The sequence below is a fragment of the Polaromonas sp. P2_G11 genome (genome assembly GCF_056403595.1).
Genome location: NZ_JBFUFE010000007.1, coordinates 25,757 through 50,519 on the forward strand (window position 1 = coordinate 25,757; position 24,763 = coordinate 50,519).

Consider the following 24,763-nt stretch of genomic DNA (forward strand, 5'->3'; position numbering starts at 1 on the left):
CCCCCTCGGGGGGCAGCGCATTACACGAAGTGAAAAGCGTGGGGGCTCTTCAAGACCTGCCTGCGCGCTTGCGATCGCTCTCTTTGAGGTGGCGCTTGCGCAGGCGGACGGACTTGGGCGTGATTTCAACCAGCTCGTCGTCCTCGATGAACTCGACACCGTATTCGAGCGTGAGCTCGATAGGCGGCGTGATCTTGATCGCGTCTTCCTTGCCGCTGACGCGGAAGTTGGTCAGCTGCTTGGTACGCGTGGCGTTAACGACGAGGTCGTTGTCGCGGCTGTGGATGCCGACGATCATGCCTTCATACACCGGGTCATTGGCGCGCACAAACATGCGGCCGCGGTCGTCCAGCTTGCCCAGGGCGTAGGTGAAGATTTCACCGTCGTCCATGGAGATCAGCACGCCGTTTTTACGGCCGCCGATTTCGCCCTTGTGCGCTTCGTAGCTGTCGAAGATGTTGGAAATCAGGCCGGAACCACGGGTCAAGTTCAGGAACTCGTTGGTAAAGCCGATCAGGCCACGCGCCGGGATGCGGTACTCAAGGCGCACGCGGCCACGGCCGTCCGGCTCCATGTTCACCAGCTCGCCCTTGCGCTCGCCCAGCGCCTGCATCACGCCGCCCTGGTGCTGGTCTTCGATGTCGGCGGTGACCAGCTCGATAGGCTCGTGCTTTTCACCGTTGACTTCCTTCATCACGACACGCGGCTTGGACACGGCCATTTCGAAACCTTCGCGGCGCATGTTTTCCAGCAGGATGGTCAGGTGCAACTCGCCCCGGCCCATGACTTCAAAGATACCTTCTTCGTCGGTTTCGCTGACGCGCAGGGCCACGTTGTGCTGCAGTTCCTTTTGCAGGCGGTCCCAGATCTGGCGGCTGGTGACGTACTTGCCTTCGCGGCCGGCCAGCGGGCTGGTGTTGACGCAGAAGTTCATGGTCAGGGTCGGTTCATCAACCTTGAGCATGGGCAGCGGCGCGGGGTTGGTCGGGTCCGTGATCGTCACGCCGATACCGATGTCGGTAATGCCGTTGATCAGCACGATTTCGCCCGGGCCGGCTTCTGTGGCCTGCACGCGTTCGAGGCCCTGGAAGGTCAGCACCTGGTTGACGCGGCCTTTGACGGCCTTGCCGTCCGGGCCTTCCATGACCACCACGTCCATCATGGGCCTGATCGTGCCCTGGCTGATGCGGCCGACGCCGATGCGGCCGACGAAGGTCGAAAAGTCGAGAGCGGAAATCTGCAGCTGCAGCGGCGCGGCAGGGTCGCCCTTTTGCGCAGGCACATGCTTCAGGATGGTGTTGAAGAGCGCCGACATGTCGGGGCCCCACTGCTCGTTCGGCGGGCCTTCTTCGAGCGAGGACCATCCGTTGATGCCGGAGGCGTACACCACCGGGAAATCGAGCTGCTCGTCGGTGGCGCCCAGCTTGTCGAACAGGTCGAAAGCGGCGTTGATGACCTTGTCGGGATTGGCGCCCGGTTTGTCGACCTTGTTGACCACCACGATAGGCTTGAGGCCCAGGGCCAGGGCCTTCTTGGTCACAAAACGCGTCTGGGGCATGGGGCCTTCCTGCGCATCGATCAGCAGCACCACACCGTCGACCATGGACAGCGCGCGCTCCACTTCACCGCCGAAGTCGGCGTGGCCCGGGGTGTCGACGATGTTGATGTGCGTGCCTTCCCAGGTCACGGCGCAGTTCTTGGCCAGGATGGTGATGCCGCGTTCTTTTTCGATGGCGTTGTTGTCCATCACGGTGTCGACCACTTTTTCGTGCTCGGCAAAGGTGCCGGACTGACGCAGCAGCTGGTCAACCATGGTGGTTTTGCCATGGTCAACGTGGGCGATGATGGCGATATTGCGGATTTGGTTATGGCTCATGGTTGGCTTTCAGGAAGACTCGAAACGGTACGGGTTAATGTTGGAAAGAAGAAGCCGCAACGCCTGTGGGCGCGGCAGCGAAATCGGGTGCGGAACGTTCGGCCGGCACGGTGGCCTTGGAGGCGGCTTGCAAAATGTCCTGTATTTCAATCGGGCTCAGCAAACGCTGCGGAATCAATTCGTCGGCCGTGACATGGGCCGAGCCCAGGAACGCCGGCGGCTCGGTGCCATAGACCTGCACCAGCGGCGCATCGGCGCCCCACTGCCCGGGTTCACCCCGGCGGCGCAAACCACTTAAAAACCGCCCTGCATTGTCGGCGTCCAATGTGACAGACGGGTACGCCGACACCAGCGACTGCGCCGGCAGCAGGCAGGCTTCGCGCTCGGGCTCGGTCATGGCTTCCAGGGCCGGCAAGGTCACGCACTGCTGCGCCGTGTAGCCGCCGGTCTCCAGCCGCCTGAGCGATCCGAGATGCGCACCGCAGCCAATGGCTTCGCCAATGTCTTCACCGAGCGTGCGGATATAGGTACCCTTGCTGCAGGTCACTATGATTTTGATAGCGGCTTGCGCACGGCTGTCCTGGGCCACAGCCATAGTCAGTTTGAAAATCGTGATGTGGCGGGCTTCCCGCTCCACCTCTTGCCCCTTGCGGGCGTATTCGTACAACGCCTTACCGTCTTTTTTGAGTGCCGAGTACATGGGCGGAACCTGTGCCTGCGGGCCGGTGAAACGGTCCGTCAGCGACTCCAGCAAGGCTGGTGTGATCTCGGGCACGGGCCGGGTTTCAATCACGTCGCCTTCGGCATCGGCCGTGGTGGTTTTCTGGCCCAGCAGCAGCACCGCTTCATATGTCTTGTCGGCGTCGAGCTGGATCTGGCTGAACTTGGTGGCCGCGCCAAAGCACAACGGCAATACGCCGGTGGCCAGCGGATCAAGCGTTCCGGTGTGGCCGGCCTTGTCGGCGCGCAGCAGCCATTTGGCCTTCTGCAAGGCCTGATTGCTCGACAGGCCCAGCGGCTTGTCGAGCAGCAGCACGCCATGCACGGGACGTCGCTGGATTTTCTGGCGATGAGAAGAGGTTTGCGTCATAAATTCCGACAGGCTCAACGCCCGGGCTGGCCCGGGCGCGTCGTTGGCACCGTTGTCCCTGAACCTGTCATCAAGGGGAACGGCGCGAACTCAGTCGTCTTGGGCGCGGGAAGAAACCGCCTTGGCAATCAAGGCGTTCATGTCGGCCGCACGTTCGGTCGTGCGGTCGAAGTGGAAATGCAGCGTCGGCACGGTGTGCGTCATCAACCGCTTGAACAGGCCGTTGCGCAGGAAACCGGCGGCCTGGTTGAGCGCTTCTTCGCACTCTTTCGGGTCGCCGACAAGCACACTGAAAAACACCTTGGCATGCGCATAGTCGGCCGTCACCTCGACGGCCTGCACGGTCACCATCCCGACCCGCGGGTCTTTGAGTTCGCGCGCGATCAGCTCCGTCAGATCGCGCTGGATCTGATCGGCGACGCGAAAACCGCGATTCGGGGTGGATGATTTTTTACGCATGTCAAAAAATGGTGGGGTCTGCGGAAAGGCTGGCAGCCAGGGGCTGCCGGCCAGCCGGGATCAGACTTCCAGTGTCCGCGCCACTTCCCTGATTTCAAAGAACTCCAGGATGTCGCCAACCTGGATGTCGTTGTAGTTCTTGATGTTCAAGCCGCACTCGAAGCCTTCCTTGACTTCCTTGGCGTCGTCCTTGAAGCGCTTGAGCGAGTCGAGTTCGCCCGTGAAGACGACCACGTTTTCGCGCAGAAGGCGCAGGCGCGCGGTGCGGCGAACCACCCCGGCGGTGACCATACAGCCGGCGATCGAGCCGATCTTGCTGACCTTGAACACCTGGCGAATCTCGGCATTGCCGATGACTTCTTCCTTCTTGTCCGGCGTCAGCATGCCCGACATCGCGGCGCGCAGTTCGTCCACAGCGTCATAAATGATGTTGTAGTAGCGAATGTCCACGCCGTTGTTTTCGGCCTGCTTGCGGGCCTGGGCATCGGCGCGGGTGTTGAACCCGATCACCACGGCCTTGGAGGCAATCGCCAGATTGACGTCGGACTCGGAAATGCCGCCGACACCGGAATACACCAGCTGGACCTTGACTTCCTCGGTCGAGAGCTTCAGCAGCGACTGGGCCAGCGCTTCCTGCGAGCCTTGCACATCGGCCTTGATGATGATGGGCAGCATCTTCACTTCACCGGCGCCGATGTCGGAGAACATGTTCTCCAGCTTGGCGGCCTGTTGCTTGGCCAGCTTGGTATTGCGGAACTTGCCGGCACGGTAGGTGGAGATTTCACGGGCACGGCGCTCGTCGAGCATGACCATGAATTCATCACCAGCCTGCGGTACTTCCGTCAGACCCTGAATTTCCACTGGAATCGACGGACCCGCCGTTTTGATCGGCTTGCCGTTTTCGTCCAGCATGGCGCGCACGCGGCCATAGGTCGAACCAGCCAGCACCACGTCGCCGGCTTTCAGCGTTCCCGCCTGAATCAGCACAGTCGCCACGGGGCCACGGCCCTTGTCGAGGCGGGCTTCGATCACCAGGCCCTTGGCCAGCGCATCCACCGGCGCCTTGAGTTCAAGCACTTCTGCCTGCAGCAGCACCTGTTCGAGCAAGGCATCGACACCGGCGCCAGTATGGGCCGAGACACCGACAAAAGGAACGTCGCCGCCGAACTCTTCGGGAATCACTTCTTCGGTGACCAGCTCGCCCTTGACGCGCTCCATGTTGATACCAGGCTTGTCGATCTTGTTGATCGCCACCACGATGGGAACACCGGCCGCCTTGGCATGCTTGATGGCTTCCTTGGTCTGCGGCATCACGCCGTCGTCAGCCGCCACCACCAGAATCACGATGTCGGTCGCCTGGGCACCGCGGGCACGCATGGCGGTAAACGCCTCGTGGCCCGGAGTATCCAGGAAGGACACCATGCCGCGCGGGGTTTCCACGTGGTAGGCACCGATGTGCTGGGTGATGCCGCCCGCTTCACCGGAGGCCACTTTGGCGCGGCGGATGTAATCGAGCAGCGAGGTCTTGCCGTGGTCAACGTGACCCATGACCGTCACAACCGGCGCGCGCGGCAACAACTCGGCCTGCTGGCCTTGCACGTCTTCGTCGGCAAAGGCTTCCGGGTCGTCCAGCGAAGCCGTCACGGCCTTGTGGCCCATTTCTTCCACCACAATCATGGCAGTGTCCTGGTCCAGCGGCTGGTTGATGGTGACCATCTGGCCAAGCTTCATCAGGTGCTTGATCACTTCCGATGACTTCACGCTCATCTTGTGCGCGAGTTCGGCCACGGTGATCGTCTCAGGCACGTGCACTTCAATGACCTTGAATTCGGTCGGCGCCACGAAGGTGGATTCAGGACGTGCTTCACGGTCATTGCGGCGGCCACGCGGGCCGCCACGGAAATTGCCACGGCCGGGCACAACGGGTGCGCCACGGCTTGGAATGCCCTTCTTCTTGGCAGCGTCGTCCTTCCAGGTCGAAGACAGGTTCTCCGACTTGACTTCCTTCTTGCCGGCGGCGCCAGGGGCCCCCGCAGCGGCCGGCGCACCCGGTTTGGCCGCGGCACCCGGCGCCCCGGCCGGCTTGTGCAGCGTGCCCTTGATGGCGGCTTTGGGATCGACGTGGGGCACCAGAACGCGCTTGGGCGCGGACATCATGGCGCGAATGCCGGCAGCTTCTGCTTCAGCCTTGCGGCGGCGATCCTGGAGCTCTTGCGCCTTGGCGGCGTCGGCCTGGAATTCGGCGGTGGCTTTGGCCTTGGCAGTTGCAGCGGCAGCCGCGGCATCGGCAGCCTTCGTGGCCTGTACGGCCGCAGCGGTTTCAGCGGCCTTGGTGGCTTCAGCTGTTACTGGCGCGGCTTCCTTGGCTTTTCCGGCTGGCTTGGCTTTCTTGACCACGGCCTCGGCGGCTGCAGCAGCCGCCTGGGCGGTTTGCTCGGCGGCCAGGCGCTCCTGCTCGCGCGCAGCATCCTTGGCGTCCTGCTCTTCGCGAAGACGGCGTTTTTCAGCAAGCTCCTGCTCCTGGCGGCGCAGCAGTTCTGCGTGGCGGCTGGCTTCTTCTTCGCGGCGAATCAGCTCGGCATCGTCGATGACGGGAGGTGCCGGCGGAGCGGCCACTTCAGGCTGCACTTCTTCCGCAGGCTGGTCGGAGCCGTCGTCACGCTTGATAAAGGTACGCTTTTTACGCACTTCCACCTGGATGGTGCGTGCCTTGCCGGTGGCATCGGCCTGCTTGATCTCGCTGGTGGATTTTTTCACCAGGGTGATCTTCTTGCGCTCGGCCGTGACGGTGCCATGGCTGGCCTGCAGATAGCCGAGAAGCTTCTGCTTGTCCGCTTCGGACAAGGGGTCGCTGGCTTGCGCCTTGGCGACACCCGCGCTGGTCAATTGCTCGATCAGGGTGGCGGGAGATTTATTGAGTTCAGCTGCGAATTCAGCGACGGTAGTGGTACTGGACATATGTTTTTTTCCTGCTGGCCTCCATGATCATTGCTCTTGGGCCGCTGCAGGTGCAGGGGTGTCAGCGGCAGCGGGTTCATCGGTAAACCAATGGGCGCGTGCGGTCATGATCAGGGCTTTGGCTTCGTCCGAAGACTGGCCGGTGATATCGGTAAGTTCGTCCACGGCCAGATCGGCCAGGTCGTCGCGGGTATGGATGCCCGCTTCTGTCAGTTTGGCGATCAGCTCTGGCGTGAGGCCTTCGACGTCGCGCAGGTTCTGCGACACGCCTTCGGCATTTTCTTCCTTGGCGATTTCCATCGTCAAGAGCGCATCTTTGGCGCGCGTGCGCAGCTCATTGACGGTGTCTTCGTCGAAGGACTCGATCTCCAGCATTTCCTGCAGCGGCACATAAGCCACTTCTTCGAGACTGGTGAAGCCTTCGGAGATCAGGATGTCGGCGATTTCCTCGTCCACGTCGAGCTTTTCCATGAACAGCTTGCGGCTGGAATCGGTCTCGGTCGCCTGCTTTTGCGCAGATTCATCGGCCGTCATGATGTTGATCTTCCAGCCGGTCAGCTCGGCGGCAAGGCGCACGTTCTGGCCGCCGCGGCCGATCGAAATGGCCAGGTTTTCTTCATCGACGACGACGTCCATGGCGTGGCGCTCTTCGTCGACCACAATGGACGACACGTTGGCCGGGGCCAGCGCGCCGATCACGAACTGGGCCGGGTCTTCGCTCCACAGCACGATGTCCACGCGCTCGCCGGCGAGCTCGTTGGTCACGCCGTTGACACGGGTGCCGCGCACGCCGACGCAGGTGCCGATCGGGTCGACACGCTTGTCGTGCGACAGCACGGCGATCTTGGCGCGGGAACCGGGGTCACGGGCGCAGGATTTGATCTCCAGCAGGCCTTGTTCGATTTCAGGGACTTCCTGGCGGAACAGCTCGATCATGTACTCGGGCGACGTGCGCGAGAGGATGATGGGCGCGCCGCGCAGGGTCGTGTCAACTTCCATGATCATGGCGCGCACGCGGTCGCCGGAGCGCAGGTTTTCCTTCGGGATCATGTCGGAACGGCGCAGGCGGCCTTCCACACGGCCGGATTCGACAATGATGTCGCCCTTGTCCATGCGCTTGACGGTGCCAACAAAAATCTTGTCGCCGCGCGACATGAAGTCGTTGAGCAGCATTTCGCGCTCGGCGTCACGGATTTTCTGCAGAATGACCTGCTTGGCGGCTTGCGCGCCAATACGGCCGATGGGCAGGCTTTCCACCGGCTTTTCGATGTAGTCGCCTTCTTCGATGTCGGCAATCTCGTCGCGTGCGTCGCTGACCAGCTCTTCGGCTTCGGGGTTCTGCAGGCCGGCTTCGTCAGGCACCACCAGCCAGCGGCGGAAGGTCTCGTAATTGCCGTTGTCACGGTCGACGGCCACGCGGATGTCCACTTCGCCTTCGTACACCTTCTTGGTGGCCGAGGCGAGCGCAAGCTCGACGGCGCCAAAAACGACGTCACGTTCCACATTTTTTTCACGCGAGATGGCATCAACCAACATCAACAGTTCGCGATTCATTTCACAAGCCTGCCTTTCTTCATTTCTTGAAATTAATTCTCTGCAAAGGGTTCGGCACCAGGCGTTATTTTGGGTTTACGCCCCTTGAAATCAACCACGGGCGCGAGGCGCGCCTGTTGAATTTCATCGAGGGTAAAACCCAACGCCTGCAGCGGTGCGGGAACCTTCTTCTTACTGACCTTCTGGCCGGGTTTGACGGCCGGCTCATCGCTCCACACGATCTGCCAGCCGGCCACGCCGTCCGCGGCCACGACACGCTCCAGCGTGCCGCGAAACTTCTTGCGGCTGGCCGCGACGGTTGAACCGGCGCTGGCAGCCACGCCAATAGGAGCCTTGAGCGTGATGTCGATCAACTCACCGGCAAAACGCTCAAAATCTTTTTCGTTGCGCAAGGGCCTGTCGATGCCGGGGGAACTGACTTCCAGCCGCGCATATTCGGCGCCTTCGACTTCCAGGACAAACTGGAGCTGGCGGGTGACTTTTTCGCAGTCCTCGGCATTGATGAACTGTTCGGCACCCTTGACGTAAGACATGTCGATCGTGACGCGCAGCAAACCACCGCCGGTGCGTTCGATCTCGACCAGCTCGTAGCCCAGCCCCGTCACAGTTTGCTCAATCGTCTCTTGCAATGCCATTCAGTCTCTTAAACCCGCTCTAAATCCGTATGTTCAAAAACAAACGCCCAAAAAAAATGGGCGGTGAAAACCCGCCCATTTGGTCGTGAAGCTCTTATTGTAACGTGCTGCGCCCTTCGATGCAAACAATTTCCGTGCCTGACACGCTAGAGATTGCCTGAACCGTCGATGTAAATCCTTCTGGTTACGACGCCCACCTGCTCATTGGAACAGGCCTGATGAATCGACCCAAGGCATGTCCTTTTCGGCCAACCAATCCGGCGTCACCACTAGAAAGAAGCAGCGTCAAAATGAATGCATCGCTGCGTGAAAGTCCAAATGACGCCTCCTCTTCACGCTTCCTTGAAAAAAATTTGTAAATCCAATAAAACCAATTAAATCATATGGATTTTTAATTTAGTTAAAGTAATTTATAAGGATTTTTTGTGATCTCCGCGGGGCCGTGGAGACGCACAATATTCAAGCCGCGGTGACCAGAACCCGCGTATAGGGATGCTGAGGTGTATCCAGCACTTCGCTCAGTGAGCCTGACTCCAGCACATCGCCGTCCTTCATCACCATGACTTCATGGGCCATGGCACGAATCACGTCGACGTCGTGCGTGATCAGCAAATAACTCAGGCCACGCTCGCGCTGCAATCTTTGCAGCAGTCCCAGCACCTGTTTCTGGATAGTGACGTCCAGCGCGCTGGTGGGTTCGTCCAGCACCAGCAGGCTGGGGTTGACGATCAGCGCGCGCGCAATGGCCAGCCGCTGGCGCTGCCCGCCTGAAAATTCGTGCGGATAGCGCTGCAGCAAACCCGGAAACTGGGCCTCGGTCATACCGACATCGGCCAGCGCCTGCAGCGCCCGTTCCCGCCGCCCGGCTGGGGCCAGTTTGGGCTCGTGCACCGTCAGGCCCTCCTCCACAATGGCTTCAACGGTCATGCGGGGTGACAGGGAAGAAAACGGGTCCTGGAACACGACCTGAACGGCGCGGCGGATGGCCTTGTTGCGTGCCGCATCCCGGCTCCAGGTCTGGCCGGCCGCCTGCAGCTGCCCTGAAAAAGGCAGCAAGCCCAGGCTGGCCAACGCCAGGGTGGATTTTCCGGATCCTGATTCACCGATCACGCCCAGCGTCCTGCCCGGGGGGATATGAAAACTGGCGTCTTTGACCGCCACAAATTCGGCTTTTTTAAACCACCCGCGTATGCCTGGAATGGAGACCGGATACGCCACGCGCAGGCTTTCCGCACGCATGGCCGGCCCCACGCCCGCTTCCGCACCAGCGTCGGCCGCCAGCCCGTCCCGCTGCGGCTTGCTGTCGATCAGCTTGCGCGTGTAAGGGTGCTGTGGCCGGGCAAAAACCTCCGCCACGGCACCCTGCTCCACGATGTGGCCGTTTTCCATCACCGCGACTCGGTCGGCAAACTTGCGCACGAGGTTCAGGTCGTGTGTGATCATCAGCACCGCCATGCCGTTGCGCTGCTGCAGCTCGCCCAGCAGGTCCAGGATCTGGCCGCGCAGGGTGACATCCAGCGCGGTGGTCGGCTCATCGGCCAGCAGCAGCCGGGGCTGGCAAGCCAGCGCCATCGCAATCATGGCCCGCTGCCGCTGGCCACCCGAAAGTTGATGCGGAAAGGAGTTGGCCCGCCTTTCAGGCTCGGTGATACCCGTATCTGCTAGCAATTTGATAGCTGCTTGCGCACATTCAGCGGGGGTCAGGCCCTGTTTTAGCTGAAGAACTTCGGCGATCTGGTTGCCCACACTGAACAGGGGGTTCAGTGCTGTCATGGGCTCCTGGAAGATCATGGCGATGTCACGGCCGCGAATCCCACGCAAGGACTGCTCCGGCAAGGACAGCAAATCCACGGGCGCCCTGGGCGGCGCACCGCTGGCGGCCCGGTCTGCCGCATCGATGCCGGTAAAAACAGCCTTGCCACCGACCACGGCGTTTTGCGCCAGCCGTAGCAGGCTCAGCGCCGTCACGGTCTTGCCCGAACCCGATTCGCCCACCAGCGCAAGCTTTTCGCCGGGTGCGATGGAAAAATCGATGCCGTAGACGACGGATTTTCCTGCGAACGAGATCTGCAGGTTTTTGACATCAAGGAGCGGCGGCGTCATCAGTCGGCCTTCCTGGGATCCAGGGCATCGCGCAAGGCGTCGCCCATGAAGGTGAGGAGCAGCAGCGTAATCACCAGCACCGCGAAGGTAGACAGCGATATCCACCACGCATCGATGCTGTTCTTGCCTTGCGACAGCAACTCACCGAGCGAAGGCGTGCCCGGCGGTACGCCCAGACCCAGGAAATCAAGCGAAGTCAGCGCCAAAATCGCGCCACTCATGCGAAACGGCAAAAAAGTCACCACAGGCGTCAGGCTGTTGGGCAGGATGTGCCGCCAGATGATGTGCAAGTTACCCACGCCCAGCGCGCGCGCGGCACGCACGTAGTCCATCTGCCGGTTGCGCAGGAATTCGGCGCGCACATAGTCTGACAACCCCATCCATCCGAACAGGCTGAGCAGGATCAGCAACAACGCAACGCTAGGCGCAAAAACGGCGCTGAAGATGATCAGCAGATAGAGCTCCGGTACGGAGCCCCAGATTTCGATGAAACGCTGGAACAGCAAATCGGTCTTGCCACCGAAATAGCCCTGTAGCGCCCCCGTCAGCATGCCGAGCAGCACACCGGTGACCGTCAGCGCCAGCGCAAACAGTACACTGACCCGAAAGCCGTAAATCAGCTGGGCCAGCAGGTCGCGCCCCCGGTCGTCGGTGCCCAGCAGGTTGGCGCGCGTCGGCTTCGAGGGGTTGGGCTCTTTCGCAAAATAATTGAGGGTGTTGGGCCCGTAGGGATTGAGGGTGTACAACGCGAAATTGCTGCCACGCGCCAGCCGTTCCTGGATATAGGGATCGAGGTAATCGGTGGTCGTGTCGAAGTCACCCCCAAAGGTCTTCTCGCTGTAGTCCTTGACCATGGGAAAGTAATAGCCTCCCTCATAGCGCACCAGCAGCGGCCGGTCGTTGGAGACGAGCTCGGCACAAAGACTGAGCACCACCAACGTACAGAACACCACCAGGCTGTAAAACCCCAGCTTGTTGCGCCGAAAACGCCTCCAGGCGCGCTTGGCGGGAGAGTTCGAAACGTACTTTTCTTGTACAGCGTCGCCGCGGACCGGGCTTTGCCCGTCCGCAGGAGGCGTCCCCTCGGGGGGAAGGCCGCCGGAGGTGGCTTCAGGGGGGTTAATCGAACCGTACACGCGGATCCACCCAGACATAAGACAAATCGGAAATCAGCTTGGTGAACAGGCCGATCAAGGTAAACAGGTAGAGCGTGCCTAGCACCACCGGGTAGTCGCGCCGGATGATGCTTTCATAGCTGAGCAGCCCCATGCCATCCAGCGAGAACAGGGTTTCGATCAGCAGCGCACCGGTGTAGAACGAGCTGATAAAGGCGGCCGGGAAGCCGGTGATGAGGGGAATCAGCGCATTGCGGAACACATGCTTCCACAGCACCTGGCGCTCACCCAGGCCCTTGGCGCGGGCCGTGAGCACGTATTGCTTGCGGATTTCCTCCAGGAAGGAGTTCTTGGTCAGCATGGCCGTGACTGCGAAGCTGCCCAGCACCATGGCCGTGACCGGCAAGGTGATATGCCAGAGGTAATCGGTGATGCGCGCACCCCAGCTCAAAGTCTCCCAATTGGGCGAGGTCAGGCCGCGCAACGGAAACCACTGCAACTGGCCGCCGAAGATCACCAGCAGCGCGACACCCAGCACAAAGCCAGGAATGGCATAGCCGGTCAGCACCAGCAAGGTTGTGACGAAATCGAAACGCGAGCCGGCACGCACCGCCTTGGCGACGCCCAGTGGCACAGCCACCAGGTAGCTGATGAAGAAGGTCCACAAACCCAGGCTGATGGAAACCGGGAGCTTTTCCTTGACCAGTTGCCAGACCTCCTTGTTGTGGAAGAAGCTTCTGCCAAGGTCAAAGCTCAAAAACTGCTTGAGCATCAGGTAAAAGCGCTCGGGCGCCGGCTTGTCGAAACCATAGAGCGCCTTGATCTGCTCGACGCGTTTCGGGTCGACGCCCTGCCCACCCCGGTAGCTCAGGCCGCCACCCTCGGCACCGCCTCCACCGCTGGGGCCGGCCTTGGCCTCGGCCATGTATTGCTCCACCGGCCCGCCCGGCACGAACTGCGTCACCACAAAGGTGATCAGCAACACCCCGAACAAAGTCGGGATCATCAAAAGACAGCGTTTGAGAATGTAGGCAAACATGATCGATCAAACTCCCGCCAAACCCGGTGGGCAGCGCGGAACTGGCTTTGCCGGGCCGCAGCTGCCGCCCCCTGCAAGGGGGGAAGGCGTTACGCGAAGCGAACGTCCGACGGGGGTGTTCATTTTTTCCACCAGGTATCGATGATCCAGGTCTCGCCTGGCGCATAGGGTGGCATCTGGCCCGGCATGGCAAGGCGGCGTGCGTTATAGACCACGCGATGGGTGCCGGCCGTCCATTCCGGCAGCAGGTAGTGGCTGTGCGCCACGATGCGTTCCAATGCACGGCAGGCGGGCAACAACTCGGCCTTGGTTTTGGCGCTGGTCATTTTGGTGATCATGGCATCAATCGCGGGATTGGCGGCTCCGCTGAAGTTACCCGACTCCTCAGTGGCGGCGGCCTTGCTACCGAACATGTCGGCGAACTCCTGACCCGGGTTGTTGGTGCCACCGTAGGCGATGGAGATGATGTCGAACTCGAATTTATCGAGGCGCTGCTGGTAGAGCGCGAAGTCGACCTGCCGGAAGTTGAGCTGGATGCCGAGCTTTTCGAGGGCGCGTATCCAGGGCGAAATCGTGCGCACACCGCCCTCGTTGCTATCCAGGTATTCCAGCACCATAGCCTCGCCTTTGGCGTTGCGCAGCTTGCCGTCCCGAACCTCCCAGCCGGCTTCCTTCAGGAGCACCTGGGCACGGCGCAAATTAGCGCGCAGCGAAGAGTCGCCGTCAGTGCGCGCCGGCACGTACATGGCGCCGAATGCCGCTGCGGGGATGTCCTGGCGCCAGGGTTCCATCAAAGCCAGCTCTTCGGGCTTCGGCAGTCCGGTGGCCTGGCAATCGGTGTTTCCGAACAGGCCGGTCACGCGCTGGTAGGCGTTGTAAAACAACTGGCGGTTCATCCACTCGTAGTCGATCGCCAGTCCCAGAGCTTCCCGCACGCGCGGGTCCTTGAGCTTTTCACGCCGACTATTTAGCACATAGCTCTGGAAACCCGTGGGCAGGCTATGCTTGAATTCCCCCTTGACGAGTTCGCCGCTGTCAAAACGTTTGCCCGTCAGGCGCCGCGCCCAGTCGCCGGCCGAGAAGAAACGCATGATGTCGAACTCACCGGCCTTGAGCGCCTCAAGCTTGGCAGTGTTGTCCTTGTAAATCTTGACGGTGACGGTGTCGAAATTCCCTGTACCGACCCGAACATTGAGTTTCTCACCCCAGTAGGTCTTGTCGCGCACATAACTGATGTCTTTGCCGAAAACCACCAGGCCGATTCGATAGGGCCCGCTGCCAATGGGGATGTCGGTCACGACCTCATTGAAGGGCTTGGCCTTACCGGTGGCGTCCATGCCCCACTTGCGGCTGAACACCGCCATGCCGCCCACTTTCAACGGCAGTTCGCGGTTCGGCTTCCTGAAACGAAAGCGCACCGTCCGCTCGCCCACCACCTCGCAGGCTGCGACGTCTTCGAACACGGTCTTGTAGGACGGCGAGGTATGCGGGCCCATCAGGGTGTCAAAGCTGTATTTGACGTCGGCCGCCAGCACCGGGTCACCGTTGTGAAAGCGCGCTTCCTTGCGCAGGCGGAAGGTGGCCGTGAGCCCGTCAGCCGACACCTCGACGTCTTCGGCCAGCAGCCCGTAGCCTGAGGCGGTTTCGTCCATCGCCCCCGTCAGCAGCGTGTCGAACATGAAGCTCGACAAATAGGCCGGCGCCGAGCCTTTGATTGTGAAAGGGTTGTATTTGTCGAAAGTCGAGTAACGCAGGTTGCTGACCAGGCGCAGGTCCCCGCCCTTGGGTGCTGCGGGGTTGACGTAGTCGAAGTGGGCAAACCCCGCGGGGTACTTGAGGTCTCCCCAGAGTGCATAGCCGTGCGCGGCCCATGACGGTGATGAAAGACCCAGCAGGACCCAAACCAGCAAACTTCGCATGCGACAATTCTGCACTACTTAAGCTGGCAAGATTGCGGCGCGCAGACACTGCGCCCCTGTCCCTTGCCTTCCCTTCCCCCGCGAACTACCTACTCTGGAGCACCTGCATGGCCACCAACACCGGATTCCTCACTGGCAAAAAACTGTTGATCACGGGGGTCCTCTCGAACCGGTCCATCGCCTATGGCATCGCCAAGGCCTGCCATGCCCAGGGCGCCGAGCTGGCGTTCGGCTATGTCGGCGAGCGCTTCAAGGACCGCATCACCGAGTTTGCTGCCGACTTCGACTCGAAACTGATTTTTGACTGCGACGTGGGCGACGACGCGCAGATCGACAAGATGTTTGCCGACCTCTCCAAAACCTGGCCAACGTTTGACGGCTTTGTGCACAGCATCGGCTTTGCGCCGCGCGAGGCGATCGCCGGCGACTTTTTGGACGGCCTGTCACGTGAGGGCTTCAAGATCGCCCACGACATCAGCGCTTACAGCTTTCCGGCGATGGCCAAGGCGGCCCTGCCCTACCTCAACAAAAAATCGGCCCTGCTCACGCTGACCTACCTCGGCGCCGTGCGCACCGTGCCCAACTACAACACCATGGGCCTGGCCAAAGCCAGCCTGGAAGCCTCGGTGCGCTACCTGGCCGAATCGCTGGGCCCCAAGGGCATGCGCGTCAACGGCATCAGCGCCGGCCCGATCAAAACCCTGGCCGCCAGCGGCATCAAGGGCTTCGGCAAGATTTTGAGTGTGGTCGCCGAGGCCTCGCCAATCCGCCGCAATGTGACGATTGAAGACGTCGGCAACGTCGCCGCCTTTTTGCTGAGCGACCTGGCCGCAGGCGTGAGCGCCGAGATCACCTATGTGGATGGCGGCTTCAGCCACGTGGTCGGCGGCATCGCCGAACCGGCAGCCGAAGCCTGAAGGCTTTCGCGCCCGGCTGGCGTGCCGGGCGGCGCGCACATGCGGCAAGTTGCACCCTTGTCTCGCATGGCGCGCTATGAAATAGATAGCGGCTCGCGCATGACCCTATTGGGCAGGAGGCCAAATATGTTCATGAAGAACGGCTTCCAGGTACTGCAAAGCCGTTTTTTTGAGGCAAGACGGGGCGGCAAGACAGCCAAATTCGATCAAATCAGGCCTGAAAATAACAATAAAGCAGGCTCTAGCCTAATAGCCACCATCGCAAGCAGCTATAAAAATCATAGCAACTTGCCGCATCCAGTATCCCGCACACACCCAATTCCGCACCGCGCCTGGATCAAGGTTCAGCCCTGGGTCCAGTAGTCATAACTCCAGACCGTTTCAAAGCCCGCCCGCCGGTAAAGCGCCCGCGCCGGGGCATTGCCTTCTTCCACCTGCAGGAATACACGCTCAATGCCCCGCTGCATGGCCGCTTCGGCCATGGCGGTCAGTACCCGGCCCGCCAATCCCTTGCCGCGATGTGCCGGGTCGGTTCGCATGCCGTGGACACTGGACCATCCGTGGCTGAACGCCGCCGCGCCAGCCGCAATGGCCTTGCCGCCTTCGCGCACGCTGGCAAACACGGAATCACGCCCGCGGCTCAGTGACCTGACACGGCTGGCGCCGTCCACGGGGTCAAAACCCTCGGCCAGGAACAACGCGGCCCAGGCCTCGTCCGGCGCGTGGGCTGTTTCAGCCAGTGCCTGCGCCGACACACCACGCATGGACTTGACCTGCGCCACTTCCACCAGCACCGGCTTGCCTGCCGTGTAACCCCGCGTGCCCAGTTCGCGGCGCAAGGCATCAAAGCAGGCCTCATTGGCCAGCCGGAAGACGGCCCGCTTGCCGCGCGCACGGTACAGCCCTTCAATGCGATCGATCACGCCATCGGCGGGGGGTTGATGCAGCAGGGGCACCGCACTTTTGGCCCGGCTGACGGTCCCGCTGTCAAAGGGCAGCAGCCAGCCCTCGATTTCAAGCTGCTCCTCGGGTGATACAGCTGCCACAGTGGCGCGCTCGATATTTTCAATGTCGCTGGAAGTCATGGTGTCAGTAAAAAAATGTCGAGGCCGACTGGCCCAAGGGAAGTCAGACAGCACTGAGCAATATGAGTAATGGCCGGGAATACCGGCCCCAGGGGTGCGGACGAAGTGGCAGATTATTGCGTCCGCCAGAGTCCGGGAATACAGGATCCGGGGGTTCCGGGAAGAGCTAGGAAGAACGCCCGTCAAAATGCGTCACCTTGATGGTGTCCAGATCGATTCCCTCGAGGCAGCGGACGTTGACAGCTGCAATGCGATTGCCGGCAGGATCCGTCCCTTCGCCATAAGGATGAATGCCACAGGCGGGGCAGAAACGGTGGCTGATCACATGCTTGTTGAACTGATAGGTGCTGGCATTTTCATCGGGTGTCAGCAAACGGAGCTGGTCATGCGGCACAAACCACAGCAGCGACCCTTTGCGCTGGCAGATGGAGCAGTTGCAGGCCAGGGCGCTGTTCGGCTGGCCGTCGACCTCAAACGCGACCTTTCCACAATGGCAACTCCCTCTGGAAGTCATTTTTTCTGTCATAAGTTGATTCCTTTCATGGCCATTGCAGCCTTCATGGTTGACGGGGTTGCGCGGGCAACACAGGCGCCCACAGAACGCTTGCACCGCGCAAATTTGAACTATAAACTGTACATTCATACAGTCATAAGTCAAGAAAAACAGGGAGGGCCCATGCGGCAACACATCACCCGCTCCGGCGAGCGGGCCAACACGGTCTTTTTTCGCCTCAAAACGCTTCACTGGCTGCTGGCACTCGCCGGCTTGCTGGCACCAGCGCTTCCGGTGCTTTCGGCATCCGCAGCTGCGCAAGCGCCGCCGCTGATGCTCGCCAAGGTGTACCAACCCGGCGTCCCCCTTCAGGATTATTGGGTCAGTGAAAAATTCGACGGCGTGCGCGGCTACTGGGACGGAGAACAGCTGCTCACGCGCGGGGGGGAACGCATCGCCGCGCCGGCCTGGTTTACCGCAGGCTGGCCCAAAACACCCCTGGACGGCGAGCTGTGGGCGGGCCGTGGCCAGTTTGCCAGGGCGGTGTCTACCGTGCGCCAGCAAACCCCGGACGACGCTGCCTGGCGGGCCATGCGCTTCATGGTGTTTGATTTGCCCGCGCAAGGCGGCCCGTTCAGCGAGCGGATCCCGGCCCTCAATGGCGTGGTGAGCCGCATCGACCAGCCCTGGGTGCAGGCCGTGGCGCAATCGAAGGTCGCAAGCCACACCGCCTTGCAGGCGTTACTGGCCACCACCGTGAAGCGCGGCGGCGAAGGCCTGATGCTGCACCGCGGCGCGTCTTTCTACAAAGGCGCACGCAACGACGACCTGCTCAAGGTCAAGACCCACGAAGACACCGAAGCCCGCGTGGTGGCGCATGTTCCCGGCAGGGGGAAGTACGCCGGCATGCTGGGCGCGCTGCTGGTGGAAATGCCCGGTGCCGACGGCAAACCAGCGCGGCGCTTCAAGCTGGGCACCGGGCTCAACGATGAGCAGCGCCAGAATCCGCCGCCCGTCGGCAGCACCGTCACCTACCGCTTTCGCGGACTCAATGACGGTGGCCTGCCCCGGTTTGCCAGCTTCATGCGGGTACGGGAAGACCAGCTGCTTTAAAGGTGGGCCCGCCAATCGGCGCACCGCCGGAGACCAACGTGAGTTGGCCTTGCGCCCACCGCACCTGACGGGGGAAATGGCCTGTGGCGCCCACTAGTCATGCACCCCCAGCTACAAAAAATATAGCAACCGCTCCGGGGAGGCGGCTTTATTTTTTCTGGCTCGCCAGCAGGCCGAGGCCCGTGTAGCCCAGGCTGGCGATGACGAAGAACCAGCCCACCCACTTGAGGAAGGATGATCCGCCGGCTTCCTGCGCGAATCCCACCTGGCTCGGGTTACCCGGCATGTAGTAGATGTTCACCGGCCGCCCTGCCTCGAAGTCCTTCAGCACGGCCTCGGGGAACGAGCGCTTGATCGTCATGGCTTGCCCAGTGTCGGTGCGGAATTTGAGTTCCGCCGTGTAGATGGTCTGGCCACTGCGGGAAAAACTTTTGTATTCCTTGATCGGCTCGACCACCGCCGTCTTGCCGCTGGCCATGAGCAGCCGCAACTCGCTGTCCCCGCTGGCCTGCGCGCGCAGGAATACTGCACCGACGATGACACCGAGGACTCCGAAGAGAATCGTCTTGAACATGCTCCCCTCCCAATAATATGGGAAGGACTATAGCAAACGAAAGTACCTGTTTATTCCTGCCTAGCGTTTGACGCAGTCCGCGTAGTAGCGCGTCTTGCCCTTGGCATCCACCTGTTCCACAAGGCCGTGGATGTCTGTTTCAAAGCCCGGGCACTGGGCGTTGAACTCGCGCGAGAACTTCAGATAGTCCACAATTTTCCGGTTGAACACCTCGCCCGGGATCAACAGCGGGATGCCCGGCGGGTACGGCGTGACCAGGCCCACGGTGATACGGCCTTCCAGGTGGTCGATTTCAACCCGTTCCGTCGTGCGGTGGGCAATGTGGGCGTAGGCGTCGCTGGGCTTCATGGCGGGCGCCAGATCGCTCAGGTAGACCTCGGTTGTCAACCGCGCGATGTCGTACTTGGCGTACAGCGTATGGATGTGCTGGCACAGGTCGGCCAGGCCCATGCGCTCGTACTTGGGGTACTTCTGGCAGAACTCGGGCAGGATGCGCCACATCGGCTGGTTCTTGTCGTAGTCGTCCTTGAACTGCTGCAGCGCCGTCAGCAGCGTGTTCCAGCGGCCCTTGGTGATGCCGATGGTGAACATGATGAAGAAGCTGTAGAGGCCGGTTTTCTCGACGATCACGCCGTGCTCGGCCAGAAATTTGGTCACGATGCTGGCCGGGATGCCGGTTTTGGCAAACTTGCCGTTCAGGTCGAGGCCGGGCGTGACGATGGTGGACTTGATCGGGTCCAGCATGTTGAAACCGGTGGCCATCTGGCCAAAGCCATGCCAGTTGTTGGCGCCGTTTCTGGCCGTCTTGGCGCTGCGGGACTCGCCCTTGATGATCCAGTCCTGCGATTCGCCAATGCCCTCTTCGACCAGCTTGTCCGGCCCCCAGACCTTGAACCACCAGTCGGTGCCGTATTCCTCGTCGATCTTGCGCATGGCGCGGCGGAAGTCCAGCGCTTCGGCAATGCTTTCCTCAACCAGCGCCGTGCCGCCGGGAGGCTCCATCATGGCAGCGGCCACGTCGCAGCTGGCGATGATGCTGTATTGCGGCGAGGTTGACGTATGCATCAGGTAGGCCTCGTTGAAGAGGTGCCTGTCGAGTTTGGTGTTCTGCGAATCCTGCACCAGCACGTGACTGGCCTGGCTGATACCCGCCAGCAGCTTGTGGATGGACTGCGTTGCGTACACCACCGCATTCTTCGGCCGGATGCGGCTCTTGCCCATGGCGTGGTAGCTGCCGTAGAACGGGTGGAAGGCGGCGTGCGGCAGCCAGGCCTCGTCAAAGTGCAGGTTGTCGATGTAGCCGTCCAGCATGCCTTTGATGGTTTCGGTGTTGTAGAGCACGCCGTCGTAGGTGGACTGCGTCAGTGTCAGCACACGCGGCTTGACCTTGCTGCTGTCCACGCCCTTGAGCAATGGGTTGGCATCGATCTTGGCGCGGATGGCTTCGGGTTCGAACTCGCTCTGCGGAATCGGGCCAATGATGCCGAAATGGTTGCGCGTCGGCTTCAAAAACACCGGAATCGCACCCGTCATGATGATGGAATGCAGGATGGACTTGTGGCAGTTGCGGTCAACGACCACCACGTCACCGGGTGCCACCGTGTGGTGCCACACCATCTTGTTGCTGGTGGATGTGCCGTTGGTCACGAAGAAGCAGTGGTCGGCGTTGAAGATGCGTGCGGCGTTGCGCTCGCTGGCGCCGATGGCGCCGTCGTGATCCAGCAACTGGCCGAGCTCTTCCACCGCGTTGCAGACGTCGGCGCGCAGCATGTTCTCGCCAAAAAACTGGTGGAACATCTGGCCGACCGGGCTTTTCAGGAAAGCAACGCCGCCCGAATGGCCCGGGCAGTGCCAGGAATAGGAACCGTCTTCGGCATAGTCGAGCAGTGCCTTGAAAAACGGCGGCTGCACGCCTTCCAGGTAGCTCTTGGCCTCCCGCAGGATGTGGCGCGCCACGAACTCGGGCGTGTCCTCAAACATGTGGATGAAGCCGTGCAGTTCACGCAGGATGTCGTTGGGGATGTGGCGCGAGGTCTTGGTCTCGCCATAGACGTAAATCGGCACATCCAGGTTCTTGCGGCGTACTTCCTCGATAAAGGTGCGCAGGTTGAGCACGGCCGGGTCGAGGTCGGGGCCTGGCGAAAACTCCTCGTCGTCAATCGACAAAATGAAGGCGCTGGCCCGGCTTTGCTGCTGGGCGAACTGCGAGAGGTCGCCGTAACTGGTCACCCCCAGGACTTCGAAGCCCTCGGTTTCAATGGCTTGCGCCAGCGCACGGATGCCCAGACCGGAGGTGTTCTCGGAGCGGAAGTCTTCGTCGATGATGACGATGGGAAAGCGGAATTTCATGGCTTGGGCTGGAGTTCATGGTCGCCCTGAACCTGTCGGAGGGCATGGGAAACGCTCAAAGGGCATAGACAGGTTGAGCCCGGGCGGTGAGAGGAAGCTTTTTCCAAGCAGCGAAGTGTAAGGACATATTGTTGCGCTACGCTTGCCTTGGGGTCTAATTGCCCCAAAATGTAGCGGATGACCGACAAAAGGAGGATGCATGAGTGAATCGACTATCTGGTGGCTGCTGGCAGGTACGGCAGTCGCGGTGGAGCTGGTAACCGGAACTTTTTACCTGCTGATGATCGCGGTAGGCTTGGCAGCCGCTGCAATTGCCGCTCATTTGGGCGCCTCGACGGCCCTGCAACTCGTTACGGCGGCCGTTGTCGGCTCGGCCACCGTGGGCGTTACCCATTTCATTCGGGGTCGGGGGCCCAAGGCGTTATCGGCAGGAACCAATCCGGACGTCAACATGGATATTGGTGAAACGGTACAGGTCGATGACTGGCAAGCGGACGGCACGGCGCTCGTACGCTACCGCGGCGCGCAATGGGCGGTTGTTCAGGCGGTTGATGGCACGCCTTCGGCGGGCGCCCACCGTATTCGGGAAGTTATTGGCAGCAAATTGGTCGTAGAAAAAATCTGAGGGAATCACCATGTCATCTTATGTAGCACTCATTATTCTCATCGTCGCGGTCATCTTCGTCATCCGCGCCGTCAAATTCGTTCCCCAGCAAAATGCCTGGGTCATCGAACGTATGGGTAAATATCACGCAAGCCTGACGCCGGGCCTCAACTTCCTGGTTCCCTTTATTGACCGCGTCGCCTACAAGCACAGCCTGAAGGAAATCCCGCTTGACGTTCCCAGCCAGGTTTGCATTACCCGCGACAACACGCAGCTGCAGGTCGACGGCATCCTGTATTTCCAGGTCACGGACCCGATGCGGGCCAGCTACGGCTCATCCAACTACATCGTGGCTGTCACGCAACTGGCGCAGACCTCCCTGCGTTCCGTGATCGGCAAGCTCGAACTCGACAAGACCTTTGAAGAACGCGACATCATCAATGCGCAGGTTGTTGCCGCCATTGACGAGGCCGCCCTGAACTGGGGTGTGAAAGTCCTGCGCTACGAAATCAAGGACTTGACGCCCCCCAAAGAGATTCTGCATGCCATGCAGTCGCAAATTACGGCAGAGCGTGAGAAGCGGGCTCTGATCGCTGCTTCCGAAGGCCGCCGCCAGGAGCAGATCAATATCGCCACCGGCGAACGTGAAGCCTTCATTGCCCGCTCGGAAGGCGAAAAACTGGCTGCCATCAACAACGCCCAAGGTGAAGCCGCCGCCATCATGGCCGTTGCCGACGCCAATGCAAAAGCCATCGAAATGGTCGCGGCCGCAATCCGCCAGCCCGGCGGCGAACAGGCCGTTCAGCTCAAGGTGGCCGAACAGGCGGTTGACGCCTATTCCAAGGTAGCCAGGGACGCCAAAACCACGTTGGTGGTACCCAGCAACATGACGGAAGTCACCGCCCTCATCAGCTCGGCCATGAAGATGGTGCAAGCCAACAAGGTGTGACGACGGGCTTTTTTGCCGACAGCACGTGAACGCACCCATGAGCGCAAAAAATGTACTGGGCACGGATTTGGTGCCCTGCTCCTATGATCCGCTGACCGGCTACTTTCGTGACGGTTGCTGCAACACGGATGCGTCGGATGCGGGGTCCCACCTGGTATGCGTTCGCGTCACGCGTGAATTTCTGGCTTTTTCCGCCAGCCGCGGCAACGATCTTTCCACGCCGCAGCCTGCGTACCGCTTTGCGGGCCTTCAGCCGAATGACCGCTGGTGCCTGTGTGCCAACCGCTGGCGCGAAGCGCTGGAGGCCGGCTTTGCGCCGCCTGTCGTGCTGGAGTCGACGCACAGCAAGGCGCTGGAATTCGTCTCCCTGGCCCTGCTGGAAAAGCACCGGTTCCAGGGCGCACTCCACTGAGCCTGTTGCGCGTCGGGTGCAACTCCTGCCTCCGTCTGTTCGCAGCACTGCTATAATCGAAGGCTTCGCGGAAGGGTGGATGAGCGGTTTAAGTCACACGCCTGGAAAGCGTGCGTAGGGTTAAACCTACCGCGGGTTCGAATCCCGCCTCTTCCGCCAAACAGTCTCGTCGCCGTGAGTTTCCACACGGTGGCAAAAACTCCTAAAAGCCCAGCTTGCTGGGCTTTTTTGTGCCCGCTCCACTTTCGGCGCCTCACTTCCGGTCTTCCCGGGGTTTTTCCGGGCAAAAAAAAGCCACCTTGCGGTGGCTTTTTGTTTGCGGTGAACGATTAGTTCAGGGCAGACTTCTTGCCGTCTTTGTAGACGTACAGGGTGATGGCGGGGTTCTTCAGTTCGCCATTGGGTTCAAAAGCGATCGTGGTGGTCACGCCCTTGAAGTTGGTTTTAATCAGCTCAGGGGTGTAAACCTTTGGATCCCAGGAACCGGCACGCTTCATGGCGTCAACCAGAACGAAGGTAGCGTCGTAGGTGTACGGGCTGTAAACCTGGAACTGCTTTGGATACTTGGCTTCGTAGCGCTTCATCCAGGCTTCGCCGCCTGGCATTTTGGCCAGCGATGCGCCGCCTTCAGCGCAAACCACGTTGCCGATGGTCTTGGCGCCTGCGGTCAGCTTGGCAAGTTCTGCGGTGCAGATGCCGTCGCCGCCGAAGTACTTGACGTTGCCCATGCCGAGTTGTTCCATCTGGCGCAGCATTGGGCCGCCTTGTGGGTCCATGCCGCCGAAGAAGATCGCGTCAGGTGCTTTGGCCTTGATGGCGGTCAGGATGGCCATGAAGTCGGTGGCTTTGTCGGTGGTGAACTGCTCGTCAACCACGGTCATGCCTTTTGCCAGGGCCGTTTTCTTGAACACTTCAGCAACGCCCTGGCCGTAAGCCGTACGGTCGTCAATGATGGCGACTTTCTTCAGCTTCAGCGTGTCGGCGGCATAAAAAGCCAGGCCAGCGCCCAGGGCGTTGTCATTGGCAATGATGCGGTAGGTGGTTTTGTAGCCTGGCTTGGTCAGGTTGGGGTTGGTTGCAGCGCCCGTAACGTGGGGGATGCCGCAATCGTTGTAGACCTTGGAGGCAGGAATGGTGGTTCCGGAATTCAGGTGGCCGACCACGCCGGCGACTTTGGAGTCGCACAGCTTTTGTGCAGCGGCGGTGCCCTGTTTTGGATCAGCGGCGTCATCTTCAGCAACAATTTCAAACTTGACCTTTTTGCCGCCGATGACCACGTTTTGTGCGTTCAGGTCTTCGATGGCCATGCGCACGCCGTTTTCATTGTCTTTGCCGTAATGGGCTTGCGAGCCGGACAGCGGCGCCACGTGACCGATCTTGATCACTGCGTCTTGGGCAGAGGCAAAACCCGCTACTGCAGCGAGAGCAGCCACTACTGTCAGTTTTAATTTCATTTGCATAAAAACACTCCGATTAGGAAATTACCGTTAAAGGTTGAGAACAATTTTTTTACTCAACG

General features: G+C 60.8%; 21 protein-coding genes and 1 tRNA gene. 7 read left to right on the top strand and 15 right to left on the bottom strand.

Annotated features, from left to right (window positions below; genetic code table 11):
- Positions 1 to 49: 49 nt before the first annotated feature.
- From typA to AC1DWQ_RS22615, 10 genes are all read right to left on the bottom strand, one after another.
- Complete coding sequence (typA, locus tag AC1DWQ_RS22570) at positions 50 to 1,876, bottom strand: translational GTPase TypA (protein ID WP_477671649.1); 1,827 nt, start codon at positions 1,874 to 1,876, stop codon at positions 50 to 52.
- A gap of 34 nt (positions 1,877 to 1,910) precedes the next feature.
- Positions 1,911 to 2,966 carry a tRNA pseudouridine(55) synthase TruB gene (gene truB, locus AC1DWQ_RS22575; protein ID WP_477671650.1) on the bottom strand — a complete coding sequence of 352 codons (1,056 nt, stop codon included), beginning with the start codon at positions 2,964 to 2,966 and terminating at the stop codon, positions 1,911 to 1,913.
- A 90-nt stretch (positions 2,967 to 3,056) separates the two neighbouring features.
- Complete coding sequence (gene rbfA, locus AC1DWQ_RS22580; protein WP_457282766.1) at positions 3,057 to 3,425, bottom strand: 30S ribosome-binding factor RbfA; 369 nt, start codon at positions 3,423 to 3,425, stop codon at positions 3,057 to 3,059.
- 60 nt (positions 3,426 to 3,485) lie between these two features.
- Entirely contained in the window at positions 3,486 to 6,383 is a 2,898-nt protein-coding gene (gene infB / locus AC1DWQ_RS22585) for a translation initiation factor IF-2 (protein ID WP_477671651.1), read from the bottom strand.
- A 27-nt stretch (positions 6,384 to 6,410) separates the two neighbouring features.
- A complete protein-coding gene (gene nusA / locus AC1DWQ_RS22590; protein WP_477671652.1) occupies positions 6,411 to 7,937 on the bottom strand; it encodes a transcription termination factor NusA in 1,527 nt (508 codons plus the stop codon).
- A 32-nt stretch (positions 7,938 to 7,969) separates the two neighbouring features.
- Positions 7,970 to 8,572 carry a ribosome maturation factor RimP gene (rimP, locus tag AC1DWQ_RS22595; protein ID WP_477671653.1) on the bottom strand — a complete coding sequence of 201 codons (603 nt, stop codon included), beginning with the start codon at positions 8,570 to 8,572 and terminating at the stop codon, positions 7,970 to 7,972.
- Between the two features lie 459 nt (positions 8,573 to 9,031).
- Positions 9,032 to 10,675, bottom strand: coding sequence for an ABC transporter ATP-binding protein (locus AC1DWQ_RS22600; RefSeq protein WP_477671654.1), 1,644 nt, complete (start codon positions 10,673 to 10,675; stop codon positions 9,032 to 9,034).
- The gene (locus AC1DWQ_RS22605; protein ID WP_477671655.1) at positions 10,675 to 11,829 is read right to left on the bottom strand and encodes an ABC transporter permease; all 1,155 of its coding nucleotides are present in this window, start codon (positions 11,827 to 11,829) and stop codon (positions 10,675 to 10,677) included. Before AC1DWQ_RS22605 ends, AC1DWQ_RS22600 begins: the two co-directional genes overlap by 1 nt.
- Complete coding sequence (locus AC1DWQ_RS22610; protein ID WP_477649404.1) at positions 11,795 to 12,829, bottom strand: microcin C ABC transporter permease YejB; 1,035 nt, start codon at positions 12,827 to 12,829, stop codon at positions 11,795 to 11,797. The genes AC1DWQ_RS22605 and AC1DWQ_RS22610 overlap by 35 nt, the downstream gene beginning before the upstream one ends.
- Before the next feature lie 119 nt (positions 12,830 to 12,948).
- On the bottom strand, positions 12,949 to 14,748 hold the full coding sequence (locus AC1DWQ_RS22615) for an extracellular solute-binding protein (protein ID WP_477671656.1): 1,800 nt from the start codon (positions 14,746 to 14,748) through the stop codon (positions 12,949 to 12,951).
- Between the two features lie 107 nt (positions 14,749 to 14,855).
- Between AC1DWQ_RS22615 and fabI the strand changes: the two genes are divergently transcribed.
- The gene (gene fabI, locus AC1DWQ_RS22620; protein ID WP_477671657.1) at positions 14,856 to 15,665 is read left to right on the top strand and encodes an enoyl-ACP reductase FabI; all 810 of its coding nucleotides are present in this window, start codon (positions 14,856 to 14,858) and stop codon (positions 15,663 to 15,665) included.
- Positions 15,666 to 15,791: 126 nt separating this feature from the next.
- On the top strand, positions 15,792 to 16,028 hold the full coding sequence (locus AC1DWQ_RS22625) for a hypothetical protein (RefSeq protein ID WP_477671658.1): 237 nt from the start codon (positions 15,792 to 15,794) through the stop codon (positions 16,026 to 16,028).
- Here AC1DWQ_RS22625 and AC1DWQ_RS22630 read toward each other — a convergent pair.
- Positions 16,010 to 16,750, bottom strand: coding sequence for a GNAT family N-acetyltransferase (locus tag AC1DWQ_RS22630; protein ID WP_477671659.1), 741 nt, complete (start codon positions 16,748 to 16,750; stop codon positions 16,010 to 16,012). The genes AC1DWQ_RS22625 and AC1DWQ_RS22630 overlap by 19 nt on opposite strands.
- Positions 16,751 to 16,916: 166 nt before the next feature.
- Positions 16,917 to 17,264: a GFA family protein gene (locus AC1DWQ_RS22635; protein ID WP_477671714.1), complete on the bottom strand. Its 348-nt coding sequence runs from the start codon at positions 17,262 to 17,264 to the stop codon at positions 16,917 to 16,919.
- A gap of 162 nt (positions 17,265 to 17,426) precedes the next feature.
- On the opposite strand from AC1DWQ_RS22635, the gene AC1DWQ_RS22640 reads away from it, so the two are divergent.
- Positions 17,427 to 18,356 carry a DNA ligase gene (locus AC1DWQ_RS22640; RefSeq protein WP_477671660.1) on the top strand — a complete coding sequence of 310 codons (930 nt, stop codon included), beginning with the start codon at positions 17,427 to 17,429 and terminating at the stop codon, positions 18,354 to 18,356.
- A 148-nt stretch (positions 18,357 to 18,504) separates the two neighbouring features.
- Here the strand turns inward: AC1DWQ_RS22640 and AC1DWQ_RS22645 are convergent, their stop codons facing one another.
- Both AC1DWQ_RS22645 and AC1DWQ_RS22650 read right to left on the bottom strand, forming a co-directional pair.
- A complete protein-coding gene (locus AC1DWQ_RS22645) occupies positions 18,505 to 18,930 on the bottom strand; it encodes a DUF3592 domain-containing protein (protein ID WP_477671661.1) in 426 nt (141 codons plus the stop codon).
- Between the two features lie 60 nt (positions 18,931 to 18,990).
- Positions 18,991 to 21,279 (bottom strand): Orn/Lys/Arg family decarboxylase, encoded by a 2,289-nt coding sequence (locus AC1DWQ_RS22650; protein ID WP_477671662.1) that lies wholly within the window; start codon positions 21,277 to 21,279, stop codon positions 18,991 to 18,993.
- 199 nt (positions 21,280 to 21,478) lie between these two features.
- Here AC1DWQ_RS22650 and AC1DWQ_RS22655 point away from each other — a divergent pair, with 199 nt between their 5' ends.
- The 4 genes from AC1DWQ_RS22655 to AC1DWQ_RS22670 all read left to right on the top strand — a co-directional run bounded on the left by AC1DWQ_RS22655 (position 21,479) and on the right by AC1DWQ_RS22670 (position 23,403).
- Entirely contained in the window at positions 21,479 to 21,904 is a 426-nt protein-coding gene (locus AC1DWQ_RS22655) for an NfeD family protein (RefSeq protein WP_477671663.1), read from the top strand.
- A 10-nt stretch (positions 21,905 to 21,914) separates the two neighbouring features.
- The gene (locus AC1DWQ_RS22660) at positions 21,915 to 22,832 is read left to right on the top strand and encodes an SPFH domain-containing protein (RefSeq protein ID WP_477649893.1); all 918 of its coding nucleotides are present in this window, start codon (positions 21,915 to 21,917) and stop codon (positions 22,830 to 22,832) included.
- 37 nt (positions 22,833 to 22,869) lie between these two features.
- Positions 22,870 to 23,244, top strand: coding sequence for a DUF2237 family protein (locus AC1DWQ_RS22665; RefSeq protein ID WP_477671664.1), 375 nt, complete (start codon positions 22,870 to 22,872; stop codon positions 23,242 to 23,244).
- Positions 23,245 to 23,313: 69 nt separating this feature from the next.
- Positions 23,314 to 23,403, top strand: a tRNA-Ser gene (locus AC1DWQ_RS22670).
- Between the two features lie 170 nt (positions 23,404 to 23,573).
- Here the strand turns inward: AC1DWQ_RS22670 and AC1DWQ_RS22675 are convergent.
- A complete protein-coding gene (locus tag AC1DWQ_RS22675; RefSeq protein ID WP_457282750.1) occupies positions 23,574 to 24,704 on the bottom strand; it encodes a branched-chain amino acid ABC transporter substrate-binding protein in 1,131 nt (376 codons plus the stop codon).
- Positions 24,705 to 24,763 lie beyond the last annotated feature (59 nt).